Annotated in this window: 24 protein-coding genes; 4 read left to right on the top strand and 20 right to left on the bottom strand. The window is 38.2% G+C overall.

All coding sequences use genetic code 11. The annotated features are described in order from the left end of the window. Window positions 1-92 precede the first annotated feature (92 nt). A complete protein-coding gene (locus DDV21_RS11525) occupies window positions 93-1,118 on the bottom strand; it encodes a S66 family peptidase (protein WP_116878267.1) in 1,026 nt (341 codons plus the stop codon). 262 nt (window positions 1,119-1,380) lie between these two features. Here DDV21_RS11525 and DDV21_RS11530 point away from each other — a divergent pair, with 262 nt between their 5' ends. Then, complete coding sequence (locus DDV21_RS11530; protein ID WP_116878266.1) at window positions 1,381-1,890, top strand: phosphatidylglycerophosphatase A family protein; 510 nt, start codon at window positions 1,381-1,383, stop codon at window positions 1,888-1,890. A 109-nt stretch (window positions 1,891-1,999) separates the two neighbouring features. Here the strand turns inward: DDV21_RS11530 and DDV21_RS11535 are convergent, their stop codons facing one another. From DDV21_RS11535 to mnmA, 8 genes are all read right to left on the bottom strand, one after another. After that, window positions 2,000-2,362, bottom strand: a complete 363-nt coding sequence (locus DDV21_RS11535; RefSeq protein ID WP_116878265.1) for a DUF1304 domain-containing protein — start codon at window positions 2,360-2,362, stop codon at window positions 2,000-2,002. A 690-nt stretch (window positions 2,363-3,052) separates the two neighbouring features. After that, complete coding sequence (gene rpsD / locus DDV21_RS11540; protein WP_116878264.1) at window positions 3,053-3,664, bottom strand: 30S ribosomal protein S4; 612 nt, start codon at window positions 3,662-3,664, stop codon at window positions 3,053-3,055. Window positions 3,665-4,074: 410 nt separating this feature from the next. Then, window positions 4,075-4,347 (bottom strand): Veg family protein, encoded by a 273-nt coding sequence (locus tag DDV21_RS11545; protein ID WP_116878263.1) that lies wholly within the window; start codon window positions 4,345-4,347, stop codon window positions 4,075-4,077. An 80-nt stretch (window positions 4,348-4,427) separates the two neighbouring features. Further along, the gene (gene dnaB / locus DDV21_RS11550; protein ID WP_116878292.1) at window positions 4,428-5,789 is read right to left on the bottom strand and encodes a replicative DNA helicase; all 1,362 of its coding nucleotides are present in this window, start codon (window positions 5,787-5,789) and stop codon (window positions 4,428-4,430) included. A 70-nt stretch (window positions 5,790-5,859) separates the two neighbouring features. Further along, window positions 5,860-6,312: a 50S ribosomal protein L9 gene (gene rplI, locus DDV21_RS11555; protein WP_116878262.1), complete on the bottom strand. Its 453-nt coding sequence runs from the start codon at window positions 6,310-6,312 to the stop codon at window positions 5,860-5,862. Beyond that, complete coding sequence (locus DDV21_RS11560; RefSeq protein WP_116878261.1) at window positions 6,309-8,282, bottom strand: DHH family phosphoesterase; 1,974 nt, start codon at window positions 8,280-8,282, stop codon at window positions 6,309-6,311. The genes rplI and DDV21_RS11560 overlap by 4 nt, the downstream gene beginning before the upstream one ends. Before the next feature lie 77 nt (window positions 8,283-8,359). Beyond that, window positions 8,360-10,255: a tRNA uridine-5-carboxymethylaminomethyl(34) synthesis enzyme MnmG gene (gene mnmG, locus DDV21_RS11565; protein ID WP_116878260.1), complete on the bottom strand. Its 1,896-nt coding sequence runs from the start codon at window positions 10,253-10,255 to the stop codon at window positions 8,360-8,362. Window positions 10,256-10,670: 415 nt separating this feature from the next. Next, window positions 10,671-11,792, bottom strand: a complete 1,122-nt coding sequence (gene mnmA, locus DDV21_RS11570; RefSeq protein WP_116878259.1) for a tRNA 2-thiouridine(34) synthase MnmA — start codon at window positions 11,790-11,792, stop codon at window positions 10,671-10,673. A gap of 362 nt (window positions 11,793-12,154) precedes the next feature. On the opposite strand from mnmA, the gene DDV21_RS11575 reads away from it, so the two are divergent. Beyond that, a complete protein-coding gene (locus DDV21_RS11575; protein WP_116878258.1) occupies window positions 12,155-12,790 on the top strand; it encodes an HAD hydrolase-like protein in 636 nt (211 codons plus the stop codon). Between the two features lie 15 nt (window positions 12,791-12,805). On the opposite strand, the gene DDV21_RS11580 is transcribed toward DDV21_RS11575, so the two are convergent. From DDV21_RS11580 to yfmF, 9 genes are all read right to left on the bottom strand, one after another. After that, on the bottom strand, window positions 12,806-13,429 hold the full coding sequence (locus tag DDV21_RS11580) for a transglycosylase SLT domain-containing protein (protein ID WP_116878291.1): 624 nt from the start codon (window positions 13,427-13,429) through the stop codon (window positions 12,806-12,808). 183 nt (window positions 13,430-13,612) lie between these two features. After that, window positions 13,613-14,149: an aggregation-promoting factor gene (apf, locus tag DDV21_RS11585; RefSeq protein ID WP_116878257.1), complete on the bottom strand. Its 537-nt coding sequence runs from the start codon at window positions 14,147-14,149 to the stop codon at window positions 13,613-13,615. Between the two features lie 152 nt (window positions 14,150-14,301). Continuing rightward, window positions 14,302-15,099 (bottom strand): energy-coupling factor transporter transmembrane component T family protein, encoded by a 798-nt coding sequence (locus tag DDV21_RS11590; protein WP_116878256.1) that lies wholly within the window; start codon window positions 15,097-15,099, stop codon window positions 14,302-14,304. Continuing rightward, complete coding sequence (locus DDV21_RS11595; protein WP_116878255.1) at window positions 15,092-15,934, bottom strand: energy-coupling factor transporter ATPase; 843 nt, start codon at window positions 15,932-15,934, stop codon at window positions 15,092-15,094. The genes DDV21_RS11590 and DDV21_RS11595 overlap by 8 nt, the downstream gene beginning before the upstream one ends. Further along, complete coding sequence (locus DDV21_RS11600) at window positions 15,910-16,752, bottom strand: energy-coupling factor ABC transporter ATP-binding protein (RefSeq protein WP_116878254.1); 843 nt, start codon at window positions 16,750-16,752, stop codon at window positions 15,910-15,912. The genes DDV21_RS11595 and DDV21_RS11600 overlap by 25 nt, the downstream gene beginning before the upstream one ends. Window positions 16,753-16,754: 2 nt before the next feature. Continuing rightward, window positions 16,755-17,294, bottom strand: a complete 540-nt coding sequence (gene pgsA, locus DDV21_RS11605) for a CDP-diacylglycerol--glycerol-3-phosphate 3-phosphatidyltransferase (RefSeq protein ID WP_116878253.1) — start codon at window positions 17,292-17,294, stop codon at window positions 16,755-16,757. A 9-nt stretch (window positions 17,295-17,303) separates the two neighbouring features. Continuing rightward, window positions 17,304-18,239, bottom strand: coding sequence for a helix-turn-helix domain-containing protein (locus tag DDV21_RS11610; RefSeq protein WP_116878252.1), 936 nt, complete (start codon window positions 18,237-18,239; stop codon window positions 17,304-17,306). A gap of 64 nt (window positions 18,240-18,303) precedes the next feature. Further along, entirely contained in the window at window positions 18,304-19,596 is a 1,293-nt protein-coding gene (yfmH, locus tag DDV21_RS11615) for an EF-P 5-aminopentanol modification-associated protein YfmH (protein WP_116878251.1), read from the bottom strand. Window positions 19,597-19,598: 2 nt separating this feature from the next. Further along, the gene (gene yfmF, locus DDV21_RS11620) at window positions 19,599-20,843 is read right to left on the bottom strand and encodes an EF-P 5-aminopentanol modification-associated protein YfmF (RefSeq protein ID WP_116878250.1); all 1,245 of its coding nucleotides are present in this window, start codon (window positions 20,841-20,843) and stop codon (window positions 19,599-19,601) included. Between the two features lie 87 nt (window positions 20,844-20,930). Between yfmF and yaaA the strand changes: the two genes are divergently transcribed. After that, window positions 20,931-21,320, top strand: coding sequence for a S4 domain-containing protein YaaA (gene yaaA / locus DDV21_RS11625; protein ID WP_116878249.1), 390 nt, complete (start codon window positions 20,931-20,933; stop codon window positions 21,318-21,320). A 2-nt stretch (window positions 21,321-21,322) separates the two neighbouring features. Then, entirely contained in the window at window positions 21,323-22,429 is a 1,107-nt protein-coding gene (recF, locus tag DDV21_RS11630; protein WP_116878248.1) for a DNA replication/repair protein RecF, read from the top strand. A gap of 155 nt (window positions 22,430-22,584) precedes the next feature. Here the strand turns inward: recF and DDV21_RS11635 are convergent, their stop codons facing one another. Further along, entirely contained in the window at window positions 22,585-23,463 is an 879-nt protein-coding gene (locus DDV21_RS11635; RefSeq protein ID WP_116878247.1) for a GRP family sugar transporter, read from the bottom strand. Between the two features lie 358 nt (window positions 23,464-23,821). After that, on the bottom strand, window positions 23,822-25,303 hold the full coding sequence (gene guaB / locus DDV21_RS11640; RefSeq protein ID WP_116878246.1) for an IMP dehydrogenase: 1,482 nt from the start codon (window positions 25,301-25,303) through the stop codon (window positions 23,822-23,824). Window positions 25,304-25,425 lie beyond the last annotated feature (122 nt).

The raw sequence follows: 25,425 nt of genomic DNA on the forward strand, positions 1-25,425 counted from the left end.
TCCCAGCGGCATATCCTGTTTTAACTGGCATTTGCTGAACCCATATACGATTGACAAAAAGCATTTCAGATGTCTTTTATCTGCTGCCGATTTTATCCAAAACGAATAACATTTTCGTCAGCATCAACTTCTGCCATCACGCCAAAAGGAATAATGCATCTGGGTGTAGCATGGCCAACATTGACATTATAAAGAATAGGAAGTTTACTGTCAGCGACTGTATCAAGCAAAATCTGTTTATACTCTTCATAGTACAGTTCATTTAACGGTTTTCCAATAATGAGACCGCTGATTACTGTAAATATACCAGTAGCTTTTAAAGTTTCCAGCATTTTTTGATACATTATAGGGCTCGGCTGTTCCTCACTTGTTTCAAGCAGTAAAATTTTTCCTTTCCAGTCAGAAAGAGAAGGAAACAGCTGGTACTGCCGGCACAAGTCAACTGTATCAGGATAGCGTGAACCATCAAACATGTCATAAAGTGACTCTAAACAGCCGCCTAATATCTCCCCCTTAAATTTAGCAGCACCCTGCAGCAGCTCAAAACCCTGATTTTTATGAGCTATTCTTTCTGTGCCCAAAGCTTTTTCACTGTAGTCTAAACGCTCTTCATACCATTTCTCGCTGGATCGAACTTCTGATATGGTTGCTGTTTCGACTAACTCCTTAAAATAATGGAAAGAGTAAGGCAGCATGTCATCGGCCAATTCACAGATATCCGCTAAAAAAGACTGGCCGTAAAAGGTTTTTATCCCTAATTTATGCAGCATGAGATGATTGATTGTGGTATCTGAAAACCCTAAAAAGGGTTTTTGTTTTACCGCCTTTGCTAACTGTTTATCTGAAAACAAGTAAGGCAGTAAACGGTAGGTATCATCGCCTCCAATCGCACATAAAATCATATCAATACTGTCATCTGTAAAAGCGCTGATTAAGTCTTCTGCTCTCTTTTCCGGATGCTTTTTCAAATAATCCATGCCTTTCAGGGCATGAGGGAGAATTTTGACTTGCAGACCCAGACGCTCTAGGCGCTTTAGCCCCAAGGCCAATTCATGCTCAACAGATTCTTCTCCAAGAATACCGCTTGACAAACTGACTAAACCAACTGTACGTATCATAATTTCTCCTTTTTTGTATTACATTATATCACAACCCATCTGCCAAATGGCCTTTGCAAACAAAAAACGAAAAGACTCACTTGAGCAAGATGAATTTAAAACAGGAGGACAGTTCGGCTGAACATGGCTGACTGCAACTAATCTGTTACAACGCCAGCAGACAAAAGAATAACCTTAGCGATTAAATTTTGGTAAAATAGTTTTGGAATAATAATGAGCTGTACTTTGGGAAGCCACAGCAATAATATAAGGGAGGTTAGTCATGAAATCCGATAAAGAACTTAAAAACAGGGCACTGGAGCTTTTAGAAGAACGGGAAGTGAGTATTAAAGATATTGCGGAGCTTGTCCTTTTTTTACAGAATCCCTACATTAAAGACTTAACTATCGAAGAGTGTGTAGACAGTGTTTATACAGTTTTAAACAAACGAGAAGTGCAAAACACGATTATTACCGGTATCGAAATGGATAAACTCGCTGAAGAAGGAAAACTCTCTCAGCCCTTAAACGACATTCTGATGGAAGATGAAGGACTTTACGGTATAGATGAAATTATGGCCCTTTCTATTGTTAATGTATATGGTTCAATCGGTTTTACTAATTACGGTTATATTGATAAACTTAAGCCAGGCATTATTAAAACGCTGGATAGAAAAAACAAAAATCGCTGCCACACTTTCTTAGACGACATTGTCGGCGCTTTAGCTGCTGCTGCAGCCAGCCGAATTGCCCATGCTGATCCTGGTAAAAGTGCTATAACTAATATGAACTAACTTGGCAGCAGCTGACTTAAAAAACGAGCAGATTCTTTTGAACATGCCCGTTTTTTTATTATGAAGAAAATTGACACGGTTCATAAACCGTTAGTTCAAAGATTTTACATCAGTGAAAAATAAAAATACTGAGAAGTGCTAATAAAGCTGGCCCGCCTTGAGTCAAGAGTATTTTTTTACTAGAACTTAAGGCTCCGTAAACAGCAGCTCCAATCACAAAAAGTACAAAAACTGTCACCATTTCAAGATTAACCGAAATGAAGAGAGCGTACAAAAGGCTGAGTCCCAGTAAGCCATTATAAATACCTTGATTTTTCAAAAGAAGAGAAACAGATTGCCGCGAAAGCTCGTCTTCAGTCAATCCAAAAACGCGGCTGGTTGTTGCTGACTGGGTAGCAATTGTTTCCAAATACATAATATAAAAATGTTCCAAAGCTACAGCTGTAGCTAATAAAATGGTTATAAGTGACATATTACCTTCCTTTAGTTATTGATAATAAACCTAATTAAGTATATAAAGTTACCATAAAACTGTCAAGAATATTGACTTCTTTTTCATTAAAATGCTAGTAAAAGGATATTAGCTTGCGATTTATTCTAAAGTAAAATCTATTTTACTGCTTTTTTTAACATAAAAGTAGAAAACCAATTGAAAACAACAAGCAATGAAGTTGACAAATGCTTGACTGAATATGTAAAGATCGTCAACTTTATGTCAAGAACCTATTTTCTGTCTTCCAGTTAAACAGAGAATTTCTGGCTGTTCAAAGCCTGATCAAGGTTCTTTACGGATTTATATAAACTGTAAATCATTTGTCAATTTATTGTCTTTAGACGACAATTGGTCTACTGTTCGGTCATTTGCCGTTAGAACATCAATGCAAAAGTTTTACTAGAAGTTCTTTACAGCAGTGTCAAATACAATGCAGACAATAAAGCATATTTTTAAGAACAAGCAGATCAGTTTAATTGCGGTTTGTATAGTTTACACAGCTTGACATATTTGTCAAGTTGTGATTTTCAAACGACTGTCTTCCCCCAAAAACACTAACCTAGTTGATATTCTACAGTAAAGCAATGATCAACTGGAAAATATTTATTTTATTCAAAAACAAAAAAAGAAGAGCCAGATAAGGCTCTTCTTTAATTTTACTATTGCTGATTACAATTGTTTGTTGTAGTATTCAACAATAAGGGCTTCATTGATTTCTGGATTGATTTCATCGCGCTCAGGCAAACGTGTCAAAGAACCTTCAAGTTTTTCAGCATCAAAAGTGACAAAAGACGGACGTCCCAAAGTGCTTTCAACGGCATCTATAATAGCTGGGACTTTAGCAGACTTTTCACGTACTGAAATAACTTGTCCTACTTCAACACGGTAGCTAGGAATATCCACGCGCTTGCCATCAACAAGAATATGCCCATGGTTAACAAACTGACGTGCTTGACGCCGTGTTCTTGCAAGGCCTAGGCGATAAACAATATTATCGAGACGGCGTTCGAGCAGAACCATGAAATTAAAACCAACGGTTCCTTCTTTAATTTTAGTTGCCTGAACAAACAAATTACGGAACTGCTTTTCACCTAATCCGTAAGAAAAGCGAAGTTTTTGCTTCTCTGCTAACTGCAGACCATATTCAGATAATTTACTGCGGTTATTAGGACCGTGTTGCCCTGGTACATAATTGCGGCGGGCTAATTCTTTCCCTGTACCTGTAAGAGATAAGCCGTAACGGCGTGATTTTTTCCAAGATGGTCCTGTATAACGTGACATAGTAATGTCCTCCTCAAAAAATAGTTTTGCAGGAAATAACATTCTAAAAGAAAATCCTGATTCGTGCAGTTACCCTTCGCCTCAACAGCAAAAGGCTACTCTAATTGTATTCAGTCATTGACAGTCAGTCAAATATAAGACTGAGCCGCTTTCACAGAGCAACTGTTGACGAGCTTCATATTTTCTCTGCTGCTATTTCACACAAAGTACAGTATAGCACAGAAAAAAATGCTTGTAAAGCCCTACATTAGGAAAATTCTATCAGACAGTCTGTTTTTTTTTTGCTAAAGCAGGCCCTTATTGCTAAATTCTGCTGCTCTTTTTCTTCTTTTGACAAAGTGCTGTCTAAAGCCAGATGCTCTGATCAAATCAGAAAATCCCTATAGTTAGCTTTACTTTCACAGCCTTTGCTAATCAAAATAACGAATTAAGGTTTTTTCAGTCAAGATATCAGAATATGTGTAAGATTCAACATAAGTGTTTTCTATCTCACCGGGAACAGTTGCTTCATCCTTATATTCAACAATGAATAAAGAAGAATAGACTTCAATCAGCCGGCCGATTTTATTTTTTTCACGTTTGCGTCCGTTTTCAAGCGTCAGCTCAACTAACTGTCCTTCGTGATTTTTGATTTCTTCTTTAATTTTTTTCATTTTTGCAACATCAGCAAATGCATCACTCATTAAATTTTTCTCCTTATTCAGGGAAATAAACCGTTCCCTTTTATATTATCTGTATCGCATTTTACTTAATAATAATGCGGTCATCTCTCTTCAAACTGGGCTATACTGGAAAATTTATTATACTCTTTTTGAAATATGAGTTTTACAGTTCCGCGAGCACCACTGCGGTTTTTCTCAAGGATAACTTCAATCGTGTTATCTTCTATCATATCTTCAGGACTTTCCCCTTCCTTGCGATAATAGTCATCACGATAAAGAAAAGCAACGATATCTGCATCCTGTTCAATGGAACCAGATTCACGAATATCCGATAAAACAGGACGCTTGTCCTGACGCTGCTCAACCCCCCGTGATAGCTGACTGAGAGCAATCACAGGAACTTTCAGCTCCTTGGCCAAAATTTTTAATTGGCGTGAGATTTCTGAAACTTCCTGCTGACGGTTATCAGGACGAGTCCCTGTAATTAGCTGCAGATAATCAATAACAATCAGCCCGAGACCGCCTTCGAGTTCTTGGGATAATTTTCGAGCACGAGCGCGAATCTCAGTCACCTTAATTCCAGGGGTATCGTCAATATAAATAGGAGCTTCAGCTAAAGCGCCTTGAGCAATTGTCACATTATTCCAATCCTGATCAGTTAACTGACCTGTTCTTAAAGCATGGGAATCAACCATACCTTCAGCTGCCAGCATACGGTCTACCAAACTCTCCGCACCCATTTCCAGTGAAAAAATAGCAACCGGACGATTTTGCTTTGTCCCAACATTTTGGGCAATATTTAAAACAAAGGCAGTTTTGCCGACAGCCGGGCGGGCAGCAAGGATAATTAGCTGATCAGCGTGCAAACCTGTCGTAATTCGGTCCAAGTCACGAAAACCTGTTGGCAAACCAGTGACATCTGTTGTTTGCTGGGAACGCATTTCGAGATTTTCATAATTAACTTTTAAAACATCTGAAATTTTGCGAAAACCGCTGCGATGGGTATGCTCATTGATTTCTACTAGGGCCTTTTCGGCGTCTGCAATAATATCCTCAGACTCTCTCGCCCCCTCATAAGCGAGGTTAACAGTGTCTGTCAGCTTCGAAATTATGTTCCGCAGCATAGCCTTTTCAGCCACTATTTTGGCATAATACTCTGCATTAGCACTTGTTGGAACACTGTTAACAAGTTCTACAATATAAGAAAGGCCGCCGATATTCTGCAAATCCCCCTGATCATCTAAAATTGTTCTGACAGTTGTCGCATCAATGGCTTCATTGCGGTCATTCAAGGTGATCATCGCCCGAAAAATAATTTTATGAGAGTATTTGTAAAAATCATCTGGTTCAACAAATTCTCTGATGGCAATTAGCTTTTCTGGAGAAATAAAAATGGAACCTAAAACCGATTGTTCTGCTAAAATGTCCTGCGGCTGAACTCTCAGCTCTGGTACTTCTGCCAAAGCTGTCACCTCCCTGTCTAAAATGCTTATAAGTTTTACCAACCATCAAATCATTCAGATAGCTTTACTCTCAAACTTCTTTTATGTTTAATTTAATGTCAGCCTTGACATCTTTATGCAGCTTTACAGGAACTTCAATCAGTCCCAACACACGGATAGGATGGTCTAATTCAATATGGCGTTTATCTACTTTAATTCCAAACTGTTTTTCCAGCTCCTCAGCAATTTTTTTCGCTGTGACAGAGCCAAAAGTACGACCGTCCGGACCAACTTTCTCCAAAAATTGAACACGAATTTCCTCCAGATTAAGTTTTTCCTGAATAGCTTTTGCTTCTGCCAGATGCTCTGCCTGAACCTTAGCTTCGGATCTTTGCTTTCCCTTCAATTCGCTGACAGCCTGTTTCGTCGCTTCTTTAGCTAAATTCTTCTTTATAAGAAAATTCTGGGCATAACCTGTAGGAACTTCTTTAACTTCACCTTTCTTACCTTTTCCCTTGACATCTGCTAAAAAGATAACTTTCATTCTTCTGCTGCCTCCTTTTCTATTAACTCACTCTCAATAACGCCAAGCAATTCTTCCCTTGCTTGACTAACCGTCAAATCCGGTAGCTGACAAGCTGCTAAATTAAAATGACCGCCGCCAAGACTTTCCATAATACGCTGAACATTAATCTGATTCCTGCTGCGAGCCGATATAGAAGTCACTTGAGCACTATTACGTGTCACGACAAAAGTCGCTTCTATTCCAGCCATAGAAAGCAGCATATCAGCAGCTTTACTGGCTATAACATTGGTGTAAACAGCATGTTCAGAGCCGCTAGCCAACAAAATATGTTCTCCAACTTTTTCGCCTTTCAGGACAAGCTCATTAATCAGCCGATATTCATCAAAATCAATTGCAGCAATATTTTGGATTTCCGCACTATCGCTTCCCAATGTCCGTAAATAGCTGGCAACATCGAAAGTACGGCTGGTTACACGTGTTGAAAAATTCTTAGTATCCAGCATAATCCCAGCCATCAAAATACTAGCCTGAATTTTATTCAGCCGCTTACGGGCATTCTGAAACTGAATCAGTTCCGTTACCAATTCACTGGCACTGCTTGCTCCGCTTTCCACAAAGGAAAGGACGGCATTATCGGGAAAATCTTCATCACGCCGGTGATGGTCAACAACGATAATATCCCTAAACTGCATATACAGTTCTCTTGATAAGGTCAGAGACACCTTTGAATGATCAACCATAATCAGTAAGGAACGGGGAGTCAGCATGTCCAAAGCCTGCTCGACTGTAACCAAATGCATTTGTTCATCGGTTTGCAGTCTTGCTACCGCTCTGGCAATATCTGGATTCATATCGGAAGGATTATAAACTGTGTAAGCATTATCCGTAATATTGCTGGCAAAAAACTGCATCCCGACAGCAGAGCCCAAAGCATCCATATCAAGATGTTTATGCCCAACAACAAAGACACTGTCGACCGTTTTGAGCCGGTCAGAGATTGCTGTCATCATTGCACGTGTTCTTGTCCGAGAACGTTTAACTGTTGAAACTGAGCCACCGCCAAAATACATAGGCTGTTTTTGATCGTCATTCTCGCGGACAACAATTTGATCTCCGCCTCTGACAAGAGCGATATTTAGGTTTTGTAAAGCGACTTGGCCAATTTTATCATGCTCACTGTCACCATAGGATATCCCCATACTTAAGGTCAACGGAAGCTTTCTTTCCTGTGCCTCTTTGCGAAAAGCATCCAGAACAGAAAATTTTACTGCCATAAGATCGCTTAGTACAGAGTAATCAGTAAAGAAATAAAAACGATCCATGTCAACACGGCGGTAAAAAATCTTCTTTGCCTGCGTGAAATCAGAAATAAAGTTTGCAATAAAACTATTGATTTGCGAAACATCTGCATCTGATAAATCGTCTGTCACATCATCATAGTTATCAACTGAAATAATACCTATAACAGGACGCAGTAAACTGACATCTCCTAGCTGCCTGTTGCCCATAGAAGCATCAAAGAAATAAAAAATACCAGTTGATTCATCCAAATAAATAGAATATTTATTGCCGCTTTTTTCAAATGACTGACTGGCAGAACCATTGCGCTTGTTAGCAATGACCTCTTTGACAAAGCGATACTCAAATTCACCGTTTTCATTAGTGAATATAAGCTCGGCATAAGGATTAAACCAGACAATTTCATTGCTGGATAAATCAAATTGAATAATGCCTACTGGCATCTGCTCCAGCAAGTTTTTTAAATTGACTTCAGTCTGATCATTCAGCAGCTCTATCTGCTCCAGTTCAGAAATTTCATAAGTCTCTTTCTGATAATAAAGCAAAGCAACAACAAACAGCAAAGTCAAAAAAATGGCTGTTAAAATAGCTGTTTGACTCTGAAAAACCCTAACACAGATTGCCAAAATACCAAAGAGTATCAAACCAATCATAATCAGATGAATAGTTGCAAAACGAAATCTTCTCATTTTAAACCTCTTAACTGGTCTATTATAGCATAAAACACGTCTAAAAAATAGAGTTAGCTGTTTATTTACACCAGTATTTAAGATTTACGAGCTGCTTTTTGTTTGCCTTCAAGATAGACCATTAAAATACTGATATCTGATGGATTTACACCCGAAATTCGGCTGGCCTGACCAATTGTTTCTGGATTAATTTTCTTAAACTTTTGTCGTGCTTCTGTTGCAATAGAATCAATGGCGTCCCAATCAATGTTTTTAGGAATGGGTTTTGCTTCTAAGCGTTTCATTTTAGCCACTTGATCAAGAGCTTTATTAATGTAGCCCTCATACTTAATTTCTGTTTCCAGCAGTTCAATCACTTTATCATCTAAATGTTCGTCAGCAGCACCAATAAAACTGACAATAAGACTGTAATCAATTCCTGGACGTCGCATAAACTCTCTAGCTGTCAAGGCATCTGTCAAAGCTTTGAAACCTAATTTTTCAATACGTTGGTTAACTTCAGGGGTCGGTTTGATTTTGGAGGTTGACAATCTTGTCAACTCTTTGTCAAACTGTTGTTTACGCAATTGATAAACATGGTAGCGTTCATTGTCAACTAAGCCTATCTCACGTCCAAATTCAGTTAAGCGCATATCAGCATTATCATGTCGTAAAATAAGGCGGTATTCAGCACGAGAAGTCAAAAGCCGGTAGGGCTCTGCTGTTCCCTTAGTGACCAAATCATCAATCATAACTCCAATATAAGCATCACTTCGTTTCAAAATAAATTCAGGCTTGCCTTGAACCTTTAGAGCCGCATTTATACCTGCTACAAGTCCTTGTCCGGCAGCTTCTTCATAGCCAGATGTCCCATTAGTCTGTCCAGCTGTAAACAGGCCAGAGATTTTTTTAGTCTCAAGTGTTGCACGCAGCTGATGAGGCAAAACAACATCATATTCAATAGCATAACCAGTCCGCATCATTTCTGCATTTTCCAGTCCCTTAATTGAATGCACCAAATCCTTTTGGACATCTTCCGGCAGGCTGGTTGACAAACCTTGAATATAAACTTCTTCTGTCTCACGGCCTTCTGGCTCTAAGAAAAGCTGATGACGTTCTTTATCTGCGAAGCGGACAATTTTATCTTCAATGGACGGGCAGTAACGCGGACCTACACCTTTGACAACACCCGAAAACATCGGTGCACGATGCAAGTTTTTTTGAATAATATCATGGCTCGTCTGATTTGTGTAAGTCAGCCAGCAAGGAACCTGTTCCTGTAGATAATCAGTATCAGCCGATAAAAAAGAAAAATGGTTAGCTTTCTTATCGCCTGGCTGAATATCAGTTTTATCATAATTAATCGATGAAGCTTTAATACGAGGAGGGGTCCCAGTTTTAAAACGTCCGATTTCAAGTCCCAATTCCTGCAAATTATCGGCCAGACCGATAGAAGGCAGGCTGTTGTTGGGTCCGGAAGAATATTTCAAATCTCCTAAAATAATTTCTCCACGTAAAGCGGTTCCTGTTGTGACAATAACAGTTTTAGCAGAAAAATGCTGGTTGGTTGCTGTTCGTACACCAACTACCTTGCCGTCTTCAACTAAAATTTCTTCAACCATCGTCTGCCGCAAGGTCAGATTTTCCTGCTGCTCTACTGTATGCTTCATAGTTCTGGCGTACAGTGCTTTATCAGCTTGAGCGCGTAATGCCCGAACAGCAGGTCCTTTCCCTGTATTGAGCATTTTCATCTGGATGTATGTTTTATCAATATTCTTGCCCATTTCACCGCCAAGCGCATCAATTTCACGAACAACAATTCCCTTGGCCGAACCGCCTATAGACGGATTGCAGGGCATAAAGGCCAGCATTTCAAGATTAATGGTCGCAAGCAAAGTCTTACAGCCCATACGGCTGGCTGCCAAACTGGCTTCAACACCGGCATGACCGGCACCAATAACAATCACATCATAATTCTCAGTAAAATTTGCCATTGTCTCTCCTATATTTCACCTATAGTTTTGATATTTGAATAAATTAAAGTAAAAAATTGAGCAGTCCATCCCTAATCCCATTCATAATTATTATTGGAAATACTGCAATCAGCTACTATTTTATACTTTTAGAATTAAGTAAGGAATTTTTTTCTTAAAATTTTTAGTCTTTCCAAAAGGGGCTTCTTATTGCAAATGCATAAAAGCCAAAACCCTCGAAAACTGTACGTTAAAAACGCACAATTCTCATGAGCTTTGACCATCATGATTATTGTTAAAAACAGTGTAGTAAAATTGGCTTGAATATTCATTTTTTATTCAAAATGAGCACTATCAGCCTTTGTTTTATCATATATTTTAAAACAGACACCCCATAAAAAGGACTAGGTTTACACAATTTTTACACCTTTATCAACTACACATATTGACACACTTGATTTTCTTTGTAAACTACGTCAATTATCCCGCCGCCTAAACATTCTTGATCATTATAAAAAACAACTGCTTGGCCTGGTGTTATTGCACGCTGTGGCTCATCAAAGATAACTTCTGCCTTATCACCTAATACCTTGACAGTAACTTTACTGTCAGGTTGACGGTAACGAAACTTAGCTGTACATTCTAATGTAAATTCTTTAGGCATCTCATGTGTAAAATGAATCATGGAAGCGTCAAGCGAAGTTGACATCAAAGAATCATGATAAAAACCTTGGCCCACATACAGAATATTTTTCGAAAGATCTTTTCCAACAACAAACCATGGTGCATTATCTCCGCCGCGCTGACCGCCAATACCAAGACCACCACGCTGACCGATTGTATAATACATAAGTCCCGCATGTTCTCCCATATCACGTCCGTCAACAGTTAGCATTCGGCCTTTTTGTGCAGGTAAATACTGACTAAGAAATTCTTTAAAGTTTTTCTCACCAATAAAACAAATCCCTGTAGAATCTTTCTTTTTAGCTGTTGCGAGACCTGCCTGCTCTGCAATCTGACGTACCTCGGATTTTTGTAACCGTCCCAAAGGAAACATGACTTTTTGTAACTGTTCCTGTGACAGCTGACTTAAGAAATAAGTCTGATCCTTATTATTATCAGCACCGCGCAGCATATGAATCTGTCCGTCTTCATCACGAAATATTTGTGCATAATGTCCGGTCGCTACATAATCTGCTCCTAAAGTCATTGCATAGTCCAGAAAAGCTTTAAATTTTATTTCTTTATTGCACATGACATCTGGATTGGGGGTACGTCCGGCACGGTATTCAGCTAAAAAATACTCAAACACTCTGTCCCAATATTCTTTTTCAAAGTTGACAGAATAGTAAGGAATACCGATTTGATCAGCTACTGCGGCGACATCTTTATAATCTTCAGTTGCCGTGCAAACACCAAATTCATCCGTATCATCCCAGTTTTTCATGAAGACGCCAACTACATCGTATCCTTGCTCTTTCAGCAACAAGGCAGTTACAGACGAATCAACACCTCCGCTCATACCGACAACAACACGTGTCTTTGAATTATCAGCCATAGATAATTCCTCCCATCAAATAAGATATAAAGGGCATAAAAACAAGAAAATTTGAATACTCAAATTTTCAGCCCTACATTTTTAACATAGACTTGAAGGGTCTAGTTGTCCAAAAGTCGATTTGAAGGTCGATTTTGAAAGCACTTAAGAAGTGCCTAACTATTATATCATGAAATATAGATGCTTCAAACATTATTTTTTATAAAAAACTAAATGAGCAGCTTAAATAATATTCAACTATTTTTGTTATACTGGTATAGAGTTTAAAATTTCCAGAACGAACAGAATTGATGGCAATTCAGCATCAGTTTTCTTCATTTTAACTTGACATCAGATTTACAACACCTTGACAGGAGTGCATGATGAAATTTATTTTATTCGATTTAGACGGAACTTTAGTTGATTCAAGTTCAGGGATAAAAGCCAGTTTTCGCCACACATTTAAAGAATTAAAACTTGCGGTTCCTAGTGACAAAGAACTGTCAACTTTTATAGGTCCGCCGCTTGAAACAACTTTTTCAGCTCTGCTCAATTCAAAAGAAACTGTTCAAAAAGCAATAGCTAATTTTCGACTGTACTACAAAAAGAAGGGTGTCTATGATGTTTTTATCTTTCAGGGAATCAGCGAAGCTTTAAGGGAACTCAAGACTGCAGGATATCAACTCTATGTGACAACCAGCAAAAATGAAGCGATGGCCCTGCTCATGTTAAACGAATTAGGCTTATCTGATTTTTTTAGGGCAGTTTATGGTGCTGTCCCCCACCGTTTTAAAAAAGCTGATGTTATCAGCACTTGTTTATCCCTTGAAAACATCAGTAAAGAAGATGCACTTATTATAGGGGACACCAAATTTGATATCATAGGCGGAAAATCTGTCGGTATAAAAACCTTAGGTGTTACTTGGGGAATAGGAACAGAGGCTGATTTACTGGAAAATGGTGCTGATAAAGTTTGCCATACGCCTGCAGATATTAAAAAAGCACTTGCTTCTTTCTGATGCAAGTGCTTTTGTTTAGTAGCCCCAAGCTGATAGACCTTGAGCATTATAAGCGTTGATGGCCGAATTAATCTGATCCTGAACTGTTGCAGTTGAACCCCATCCTGGCATCGTTTGAAAGAGCCCCGAAGCGCCTGAAGTATTTGTCACAGTATAATCGCCATTTGACTCACGGGCAATGATATATTCCCATGTAGACTGAGGAACACCTGTAGCTGCTGCCATTTGTGCTGCAGCCTCACTGCCAACTGCACCAGCGGTATTGCCATTCGTTAGCCCCGATACTGGAGCGGCAGCTGTATCCGCAGAAACTGCATCTGCTGTTTCAGCTGTATAAGCTTCTGACCCCAGTTCCAACTCAGAAACAGCTTCTTCTTCCATGTCGACAGGATCTATATCCTGATGATCTTCTGAAGTCTCAGCAGCATCCTGGCGTTCTTCTTCTGTCGCTGAGGAACTTGCTGCAACAAGAGCTTCACTGCTTACTGCTGCAGCATTCTGACGTGTAGCAGTTGTATAAGAAGCCTCTGTTTTTGTAAAGGCAAAAGCTGTTCCTGCAGCGCTCCCCAAAATAAGCAAGGCTCCCAAAATAAGATACCTTTTTTTCTGACGTTTTGCTTCTTCAAGCCTACTGTACATATACATGTGCACCTCTTTCATTTTTCCAGATTACATCATATAATTTAATTATTACCTGTTAATTGTATTTGTATTAAAAATATTACAATTATATTTTTTTAAGAAAACAAAAAAAGAATAAAGCCGTTTTACTACCGAAAAACGGTTGGCTTTATTCTTTTACAGATAATGAACAATTAAAAATTAATACCAGCCATTAGCATGCCAGAAAGCCAGTGCAGCTGTCCAAGAACCATAACGTTCATTAACATAATTATCGGCTACCCGCTCCTGATTTTCAGCAGACAAATCGCCATTTAAATACGAAACACTCAGCTGATAGCGACCATAATACTGACCGTTTTGTGCTGTATAATCACCGCCTGATTCATGCTGGGCGATTTCTTCTTTAGCAGCAGCATCCTCGGTGTTCAATCCTGACTCTTCAGCCGGTGCAGCTGTCTCTTCTTCCGCAGCTCCGCTGTTTTCTGAATTATCAATTGATAAAGTCTGGCCTACTGTAATAGAATTAGCATCTGAAATCCCATTTTTTTCAGCTAAATCAGTTACTGTTGTGTTATGCGCTGCGGCAATAGCTGATAAGGTATCACCTGACTGAACAGTATATGAATCAGCTTTGACAATAATTGGTAAAACCAAAGAGGTTAAAGCCATTATTCCTGTCAATCCTAATTTCATTGTTTTTCCTTTATTGTTTAAAATTGTTTTTGCTTGTATCATTTTAATTCCCTTTCCTATTGAAGTTTACTATATCTTATCTTTTTAATGTTACTTTCTTTTTGGGATTCAATTAAAATTATTACAATCAGATTGACAAAAAATAAAGAAAACGTCTTCAACAGACGTTTTCTAAAAATCAGACAGATAAAAGTCTACTTTGCTTTAAGAACAAACAACAAGATCCCTAAAAATAACAAAATAAGCAGAGCCAGACTGTCTTTTAGCTGCCAATGTAAAAGACGATATTTGCTTCTTCCTTCTCCGCCCTGATAACCACGCGCTTCCATAGCAACAGCTAGAGCATCGGCCCGTTTAAAACTAGAAGCAAAAAGAGGGATTAAAATAGGGATAATGGATTTTACTTTTTGAAAAATATTTCCTTCACCAAAATCCACACCTCTGGCTCTCTGAGCATTCATAATGCGTGTCGTATCATCCATTAATGTCGGAACAAAACGTAAACTCAAAGACAGCATTAAGCCGATTTCATGGGCAGGGACTTTAAACTTAACCAAAGGCTGCAACAGTGATTCCACTGCATCAGCAAGACTGAGAGGAGTTGTTGTCAGCGTTATAAGGGTTGAAAAAATGATAATTAGAACAAATCTCATAAAGATCAGGGCAGCTTGACTCAAACCGTAAGCAGTTATTTTCAGAAACCAAAATTGAAAAAGAATTGCCCCTCCCTGAGTAAAAAACATTTGGAAAAAAGTTGTAAAGAGGATAATCCCAACCATAGGCTGTATGCCTTTTAGAAAAAAACTCAATTTTACTTGTGATAGCAAAACCATTATCAAAGTAAAAGTAAAAATCAAAAGATTCGTCACAAAATTGTTGGCCCAAAAAACAATAACAACATAAATTATCATTGCTAAGAGCTTACTTCTAGGATCTAAGCGATGTATGACCGAATTTCCGGGGATATAGCGGCCGATAATCAATTTATCCATGCTTAAGTACCTCTTTAAATTCCTTAATCGTAATAGGCAGAGTTTCCATATACAAGCCCCGATGTACTAAAGACTGAGCAAATTTAGTTATTTTGGGCACACCTAATTGCTTGCTTTCAAGTAAATCAACCTGCTGAAAGACTTCTTTAGGCCTGCCGGACAAAGCAATTTTTCCTGCTTCAAGGACATAAACATAATCAGCATAGTCAGCAACATCATCCATCAAATGAGTGACTAAAACAATAGTCATTCCTGATTGGTGCAGTATTTTAAAAAGGTGCATCAGTTCTTTACGGCCTCTGGGATCAAGGCCTGCTGTCGGCTCATCTAAAACTAAGATTTCAGGCTCCATAGCTAAAATACCAGCAATTGCGACCCGGCGCATCTGACCGCCCGATAATTCAAAAGGATTTTTATCAAATAAATCTTCTGAAATGCCAACTAGAGCCAGTTTTTCTTTTGCTAAATTTTCAGCTTCTTCGGAAGAAACACCAAAATTCTGAGGGCCAAAAGCTGCATCTTTAAGAACAGTTTCCGCAAACAACTGACTTTCAGGAAATTGAAAAACCAAGCCAACTTTTTGCCGAACAGCTTTAATGTCCTTGTTTTTAGAATCAGGTGTGATAGTCATCTCATTAATTGTAACCGAACCTTCAGTTGGAGTGGCTAAGCCATTAAGCAGCTGCATAACAGTTGATTTACCGGCTCCTGTATGGCCAATAAATGCAGTGTAGGAACCATCTTTAATCTCAAGATTAATATCAAAAAGGGCGCGCCCTTCAAAAGGGGTCCCTGCCTGATAAGTATAACTCACATTTTTGAGAACAATTCCCATAGCCTATTTTCTAATTCCTTTTCTGTCAAATATGTATCTTCAAAAGTATATGATTCTGATTCTAAAGCCTTTATTACATTTGAGGTAAAAGGTACATCCAAACCGAGGCTCAGAAGCTCTTCGCCGCGTGCAAATAGTTCTCTTGGAGTTGAAGCCGACTCAATCTGACCGTTCTTCATGACTAAAACACGGTCACTGAGTGCTACCTCATCTAAATCATGGGTAATAGAAATAACAGTCATATCATATTGTTTTCGGATAGATTTGATCGTCTTAATTAATTCTGTTCGACCTTCTGGATCAAGCATACTGGTTGCTTCATCCAAAATAATAATCTTCGGCTGCATGGCAACAGCCCCCGCAATAGCAACACGCTGCTTCTGCCCTCCGGAAAGACGAGCAGGTTCACGTGACATGTAATCTGTCATATCAACCAAGTCAAGAGCTTGCTTAACACGTTTTTCCATCACATCGTGTGCAACACCTTTATTTTCAAGACCAAAAGCTACATCATCCTCAACTGTTGCCCCTACAAACTGATTGTCAGGATTCTGAAAAACCATACCGATTTTATGCCGGATATCCCAAACATTTTCTTGACTTAGCTGCTCACCGTCCACAAAAATCCGGCCAGATTCAGCTTCTAAAAGGCCGGTTAACAAACGAACAGCGGTTGATTTCCCAGACCCATTGTGTCCAATAATAGACAGCCATTCTTGATGTTTCACGTGAAACGATAAATCTGTTAAGGTGTAGTCTTTTTGTTCATCGTTATATTTAAAATAAAGATTGTTAACTTCAATAATATTATTTGTCATTGTTACTGAAAGGTATCTTTAAAAAGAAAACTTGCCCCTTTAAAATAATCATAACCCGAATAAATGGTGAAAATTAAAGCAATATAAAGAGTTATAGTCCCCAACAAAGTCCAGTGGCAGAGCAAAAAGATAATTGAAAACATTTGGGAAAAAGTCTTGATTTTCCCAGGCATAGCTGCAGCAAGCACCGTTCCGCCGTTTTCTACCAGCAGCAAACGCAAACCGGTCACTGCAAGCTCACGGCAGACAATCACAGCAGCGATCCAAGCCGGCAGCAAGTTTAACTCAATCAGCATGATAAAAGCGCTCATAACCAGCATTTTATCCGCCAGAGGATCCGCGAATTTACCAAAATTAGTAACGACATGCCATTTACGAGCCAAATAGCCGTCAAGATAATCTGTGATACTCGCTAGAGCAAAAATCAAAGCTGCTATAAAATGACCTGTCAAACTATGGGAAACACAGAGGATTACGATAAATACTGGAATCATAAAAATACGTCCAATAGTAAGCAGATTGGGAATATTCTCTTTTTTCATCTCTTCACCTTACTGAATATTTAATGTGATATAGCTTAAATCTGAGCCTGTCAGCTCGGAAGTATCAAGAGACTGCCCGTCAACAGTAACTGTCACTCCCTGAATAGTGCTCAGGGCAATGGTTGTAGTAGTTGTAGAAGCAGGCAGTGTCACTGTGTAAGAAGGTGTAGCCGAATTAAGCGTTATGCCGTCCTCATTCATTCCTGAGTTGCTGACATGGAACCAAGTGCTTTCTGCACCAGATAATGAAACAACAATTTCTACAGGAGTGCTTGCATTAATCAAATTAGCAGTCAGAGCGTTTCCGCTCCCTTCTACACTTAAACTGGCTGTACTGTCAGTTGATACCGAAGTTTCGTCTTGGCTGGATGAACTGCTGACTGACCAATATTTAGACGCCTGTGAAGTTTGTTGGTTGCCCCTGAGCTGGTGCCATACGGTATAACCGACAAAGATTAGTATCAGGAGTGCCACTAAACTCAACAGAACAATAGGCCAGCGAGACGGTGCCTTGTAGCTGTCATCATGGCGGCGGCTTCTATTGGCAAAAGTCTCTTGTTTTTCAGGTTCTGATGTCAGCTCTTTGTCAAAAGATGGTTCTATCTCATCATCATTATTTTCAACCGCCTCTTGGAAAATCACTTCTTCAGAAACAACAGCAGTTTCTGAATCTTCAGTCTCTACTGGTACAGCAGCTTTTGATTCAGAATCCTGAATTTGCTCACGGTAATACTGTTTCAAAGCAATTGGATGCAGATTGACAGTCTCCCCATACCTTTGAATATATTTTAAAATCTTATCATCTGGTATCAAATTAAACTGATCCAGTTCTAAGGCCAGCAAATGATGGGAAGGAATATCCGTTTTCCTTTCAATATCTTCCAAAGTAAGGCCCTGCCTGACACGCGCGTCTCTTAAAGTTTCTCCAATCGTTTTATCACTCATACTGCCCCTCTAAATTAACTACATAATTAACTTTTATTATACCAAATTTTTATTTAGTATACGATCATTTTGGAAATATTGTAAAATCTGCTTCCTGCGATTCTGCCAAAAAATGCTCACCAACAGCCAATACTGTTTTTAAATCCAGCTTGTTTAAAATATTTGGAAGCTCAAAATAATTTTCTTTCAACGACTGCAAGGGTAAATAAGCCGCAAAATATTCTGACAAAGCAGAGGGTGAATCCAAACTTTTAAAGAATTCACCATACAGTTCACTTTTAACAAGCTCCAAATGAGTTTCTGAAAAGTTTGCTTCTTGTCTAATCTGTTTCATTTTTTTTCTGATTCTGTTGGACATAGCAATAGGTTCTTTTGTATCGAGCGTCAACAAAACAAACTGAAATTCTGAATGAATCTCAACTTCAATTATAAAAGAATCATCTATATGTCCTTCTTCATACCAATTTTGATAAGTGGAGGACGTCCAGCCAAACAGCATAGCAAAAAATAATTTTAAGGCTATTTTCTGCTGTAAAAAAGAATAAGGAAGCTTTGGTTTTGCTCCTCTATAACCTACCGCTAACTTAGGTTCAGCAATATTCATTGCTGCAGAATCCGTTTTCTTTACTGGATAATAAGGAAGCTGAGCTTTAAAAATTATAGGAGGCTGGCTTACTGCTGTTCTTTCCTGGTTTTTTTGAATCTGCTTAAAAACACTGTAAGGTTTAAAATCACCTGTAACAATCAAAGCCATATTGCGGGGATGGTAAAAAAAGGAATGAACCTCTTTTAAATGCTTTTTTGAAATAAGTTTGAGGCTTGTTTCAGTTCCAACAATATCAGCAGCAAGAGCAGTATGAGGATAAAGATTTTGCAAGATCCCTTGATAAAGCCTATAATCTGCATCATCTTGATACATAGCCATTTCCTGAAGGATAATATCTTTCTCCTTTTGTATTGACATGTCTGTAAAGGAAGTTGACATAACAAATTTTTGCAGTAAACGCAAATTCTCTTCCAAAAAACTCGATGTTGAAAAATAAAAACAAGTCTTATCAAATGTTGTAAAAGCATTGCTATAGGCACCAAAATTTGAAAATGTCAGAGCTACGTCCTTTCCCAAATCATCTTCAAATAATTTATGTTCTAAAAAATGGGCAATTCCTTCAGGATAATTAGCTTTTTTTCCTCCAACTGTAAATTTAGTGTCAAGCGATCCAAAATAACTGACTAGGGTACAGCTGCATTCTTTAAAACCTTTTTTAGGGATAAGAAAGATTTGTAAACCATTTGTCAACTTTGCTGTATAAAGCTGTTCGTTACTGTCAGTGTAAGTCCATTTTCTTAACTGTGTCACCCTTATTCTCCCTCTAAAAAGTAAACTGCCTGCAATCTAACTTGGCTTGCAGTGTTTACAATATCTTCCTTAGAAACATTTGCAATATTATTAACTATATCCTCTATACAATTAGTTAAATTTAAGTGATGCCGGTTGTAACTTCTTTCAATTATTGTTTTAGCATCATCTTCTGACAATTTGACACTTTCTGTCAACATCAGCTTAGTCTTTCGAATTATAGAGCTTGAAAAACGCCCCATTCTTAAATCAGAAAATTGTTTATTAATAATTTTCAGTGTCTGATCACGATTGACTTTGTCAATCCCAGCGTAAATATTAAGTAAACCTGTGTAAATATCCAGCTGACTGCCTATATTATAAGCTAATCCTGCTTTTTCTCGGACTTCTGTGAATAATTTTGAATGATCAAAACCACCTAAAATACCTTCTAAAACAAGAACAGAAAAATAACTGAGCTCATTATACTGAATAGGAAGATGGTAACCTAACTGCAAAACGGACTGTTTAACTGAACGCTTCCCAATTTCTTCTTGAGTTATGTTGCGATAAGTTTGCTGATAACTGAAAATTAAATCTTTTTGTCTGCTTTCTAAAGGAAACTTATTGATTAGCTGAATCATGCGGTACTCTTCGAACTCGCCTAAAATAAAGATATCCAATATATCTTCTTTGAGCATTTTTTGAAACTCTTGATAAGCTGTAAATGCAGTTTCTTCAGCTAATAAATCGGGCTGGCTGTAATGAGAAATTTGCAAATCGGGATGATCAAAAAAAATTTTTTTTAAACCTATGAAGCTGCTGTAAAGAGGATCTTCCTCATCTGCTTTCAAATAATGAATTAAATTCTTTTTTTCAACATCAAAAACTTTGCTTTGATACTGAGCAACAGAAACAAGAGGGGCAAAAAGGCTGGTCCCTAAAAAATCCAGCATTTCCTCTAAAAGAGAACGTTTTGTCAAACTGTAAACATCTTTAACAAAGCTTAAGTCAATATCAACAATATGAACAAGACCTTTAACTGACACTTTAGTTGATAAACTGGCCCCGTATAAACTGGCCAATTTTTCTCTAAATTGCTGAACTGTTGGATACACTGCGTTTGCAGCTGCCAGCATTTGTGCAACTAAGACACGCCGTGCTGCTGTTTCGCTTTCCAATTTACTAGAAAAACGAAAAGTGATATGGTTAGACTTAAACTTTTGATTTTTAATAAGATGCAAATAAACACCTTGAGCTATTTTCATATTATTTCCTCAATAAAAGACTTATCAGCTAAAATTATATCATTTTTATGCTATAATTACTTGAATCAGAAAATAGAAAGGTCAGCTATGGAATATAAACTTTTTACAGATTACATCACATTACAAGCGCTTTTAAAACAAACAGGAATTATTTCAAGCGGAGGTGCTGTCAAAACTTTTTTAGCTGAAACACAGGTTCTTTTTAACGGACAGACTGAAAAACGCCGCGGTAAAAAAATCCGCATAGGCGATGTCATTACAATTCCTCAAAAGAATATTGTAATGACAATTACCGAACCCAGTGAAGCAGAAAAAGATGACTATGCCAAAGATTTAGCAGAAAAAGAACGAGTGGCAGCCTTGGTTAAAAAGCTTAACCAAAACAATAAAAAGGGTCAGCAGAAGAACACAAAAAATACCAGCCGTAAAAAAACGGCTGCTGATAAAGATAAACCTGTCCGTTTTCCAGGAATTTAAGCATGTGGATTAAAGAATTAAAACTCAAGAATTATCGAAACTATCGGGAGATTAAGGCACAATTTTCTTCCGGACTGAATATTTTTATAGGAAAAAACGCCCAAGGCAAAACAAATTTCTTAGAGGCTATCTATTTTTTATCACTTACCCGCAGTCATCGAACACGTTTTGATAAAGAACTTATTCGTTTTAACAAAAGAGAAGCTCTTATTTCAGGCTATATTCAACGCTCTGATGCTAAGATTCCCCTTGAAATCAGTTTATCTGACCGAGGACGGGTAACCAAGGTCAATCATCTTAAACAGGCTAAACTTTCTGATTATGTTGGAACAATGACTGTTGTTTTGTTTGCCCCAGAAGATTTGCAACTGGTTAAGGGCGCTCCCCGTCTTCGGCGTAAATTTATGGATATCGATTTAGGACAAATAAAACCGGTGTATCTGTCTGATTTGTCACATTACAATCATGTCCTTAAACAAAGAAACACTTATCTTAAAACAGCTGAAAAAATTGACAGTGATTTTCTAGCTGTTTTGAACGAACAACTGGCCGATTACGGCAGCCGTGTAATCGGCCATCGTTCTGCCTTTATCAGGGATTTGGAAAAGGAAGCTGACAAGCATCACCAGATCATTTCCAATGATTTAGAGCGTTTGCACATTCATTATTCATCCTCTGTTCCCTATACTGATTATTCAGAAACTTACAAAGAATTTATTAAACAGTTACAGAAAAAACAAGCGCGTGATATGATCAAAAAAAATACCAGTGTTGGTCCGCACCGCGATGATCTTGAATTTTTTATCAATGATATAAATGCTGACTTTGGGAGTCAGGGACAGCACCGAAGTCTCATTTTATCGCTCAAATTGGCAGAGATAGAACTTATAAAAGCTGTTACCGGAGATTATCCTATACTGCTGCTTGATGATGTTATGAGTGAATTGGACAGCCAGCGTCAAACAAAATTACTTCAAGGAATTAAAGAGAATGTACAAACATTTATCACAACAACCAGTTTGGAGCATTTGACAAACTTACCAGATAATTTAAAAATTTTTATGATTGATCAAGGGCAGATCAAAGAAGAAAATCCTAAAATAACATAAAGGAGCTTAAGCAGACTGTTTAAGCTCCTTTAATTATTTGTAAAGATTTCGTCAACTTATTTTACACTGTATTTTACAGCATTGCCATTTTCAGCATGTTATACCGTTTATTCAATTTACATCACAGTAAATTTCCTTGCTTCTATTGTAAAGTTTCAATATGATTTTACAATACCAAGTAATACTGCACCAATGATAAAGCAGAGAAGTCCAATAAAAAGCCAGCCTAATTCTTTTTTGGTCTTTACTTCTCCTAAAAAAAGGATGCCACCTGCAATTGAAATAATGATACCAAGCTGAGAAAAACTAAAGGCTATTGCAAGGCCTGCCTTAGCAGCAGCAAAGAGCATAAAAATATTTCCTATTCCCCAAAGAATCCCAACAAAACTATTTTTGAAAACAGACTCCGTCAAGGCTACTTGAAATTTCATTAAAATAAGTGATCCCAATAGCATTCCAACAGCCATAGGAAGAATAACAGAAAGAGCAGAGAAAGACATAATATTATTAAAAAGAATAGTATAAGATAAATAACCAATAGTTGAATAGAATAAAGCTCTGAACCCTTTATAAAAATCACTCAGCCTATGTTGGCTTTGCTTAAGGAGCGGATTATCAGAATCACGCCTGCTTGAGAAATAAAATCCAATAAGCAATAGGATAAGAGCAACAATGCCTAGTACAAACTGTATTGGTTGTGTCCACTCATTAAAAATTAAGGCTCCAATTAAACTGCCGACAACTAGCTGTGCCCCACTCGATAAAGGATTTGCTACAGAAACGCCCATATACTGCATTGCATGAAACTGACCGCTTTGTCCTATAGCCCATAAGATACCTCCTATGATTCCAAAAACCCACAAAATTAAGCTTAACTGCGGCTTTACAATCAGCCAAACGCCTAGAGCAAAAAACAAAGCTCCAATAGTCATACCAAACGTTTGCTGATTAGGTGTTCCTCCAATTTTATTACTGATAAACCCGATGCTTCCCCAAGCAACCATAGGGACCAAAGCATACAAAATTCCTTCCATCGTACTCCTTTGAGCTTGACAGTGCTTCAAAGAACTGTCAATTTTTTGTTAATTTTTGTAAAGATAACTGTCAATAAAGGATACCTTTTATACTAAACAAGGCTTCTTATGGTTTACATTATAATGACACCTCGTTGTCACATATATATTTATAAGCCACAATCTAACTTTTTACTTTTCAGCGAGTATAAACTGGATTGTTCCTCTCTATCGTATCATCTTTTTAATATTAAAAAAAGCTGAATTTTATTATTCTTCAAGAAAAAAGACTTTATTCTGCTGACTGCAGACACTAAAGTCTTCATAAATATTTTTTATTCGAACAACATTTTATATCTGTAAAGATACTGTTCCCTTATTAATGAACTGAATAATTAGGAGCTTCATTAGTAATTTGGACATCATGTGGATGGCTTTCAATCAGGCCAGCACCCGACATTTCCATAAACTGAGCATTTTCGTGCAAAGCTTTAATATCTGCTGCGCCGACATAGCCCATACCGGAACGAATGCCACCGAGCATTTGAAATACAATGTCTGCAGCCGCACCTTTATAAGCAACACGGCCCTCAATTCCCTCTGGAACCAGCTTATTAGCTTCATTAACTGAACCTTGGAAATAACGGTCACTTGAGCCTTTTTTCATGGCTGCAATAGACCCCATACCACGATATGTTTTAAATTTACGGCCTTGGAAAATTTCAGTCTCTCCTGGTGCTTCATCAGTACCTGCAAACATAGAACCAAGCATTACCGCATTTCCGCCTGCCGCCAACGCTTTCACGATATCACCTGAATACTTGATACCGCCATCAGCGATAATCGTTTTTCCGTATTCACGCGCAACAGCTGCTGCATCATAGACAGCTGTGATCTGAGGAACACCGACACCTGCAACGACACGTGTTGTACAAATGGAACCAGGCCCAATTCCAACTTTAACAACGTCAACACCCGCATCGTAAAGAGCGCGTGCTCCTGCTGCGGTAGCAATATTCCCTGCAATTAAAGTTTTATCAGGAAAAGCAGCACGGATTTCTGCAATTTTACGAAGTACCCCTGCTGAATGGCCATGGGCAGTATCAATCACTATAGCATCTGCACCTGCCTCAAATAAAGCTTCTGCCCTTGTAAAAGTATCTGAAGTCACACCAACTGCTCCGGCAACTAATAAGCGGCCAAATTCATCTTTTGCAGCATGGGGAAATTCAATAACCTTTTCAATATCCTTTATAGTAATTAAACCTGATAAACGGCCGTTCTCATCAATTAAAGGCAGTTTCTCGATACGATGTTCATGAAGGATACGCTCCGCCGTTTCAAGATCAGTACCTACAGGTGCAGTAACAAGAGCCTCACTAGTCATATGCTCCGAAATAAGCTGCGCATAATCAGAAATAAAACGCATATCACGATTAGTAATAATCCCGACTAGTTTACGATTGTCAAGAGTTTCAACAATTGGAACACCGCTGATACGGTAGCGCTGCATCAATTCTTCTGCTTCAGCGACAGTATGATTTGGAGTTAAAAAGAAAGGATCAATAATAACTCCATTTTCAGACCGTTTGACTTTGCGGACTTCCTCAGCCTGCTGTTCAACAGACATGTTTTTATGAATGACTCCAAGACCGCCGGCTCGGGCAATTGCGATAGCCATTTTACTGTCAGTGACTGTATCCATAGCAGCTGTTATAATAGGGATATTTAATGTCAGATTGTCTGCAAGTTTTGTCTGCAGATTGACCTCATTTGGGAGAACATGGCTCTCAGCCGGAATAAGCAGCACATCATCAAACGTATACCCTTTTTTTAAAAATTTAGCGTCCCAATTTGACATTTAAAATCCTCTTTTCTTATTATAATTTAGACTAGAACAACAGCCTATTTTTATTGCTACTATCATATCACGATCAAATCATTTGTCAACTCTTTTTCAAGATATCTCAAGAAGATTTTAGA

It is taken from the genome of Streptococcus chenjunshii (assembly GCF_003086355.1).
Lineage (GTDB): Bacteria > Bacillota > Bacilli > Lactobacillales > Streptococcaceae > Streptococcus > Streptococcus chenjunshii.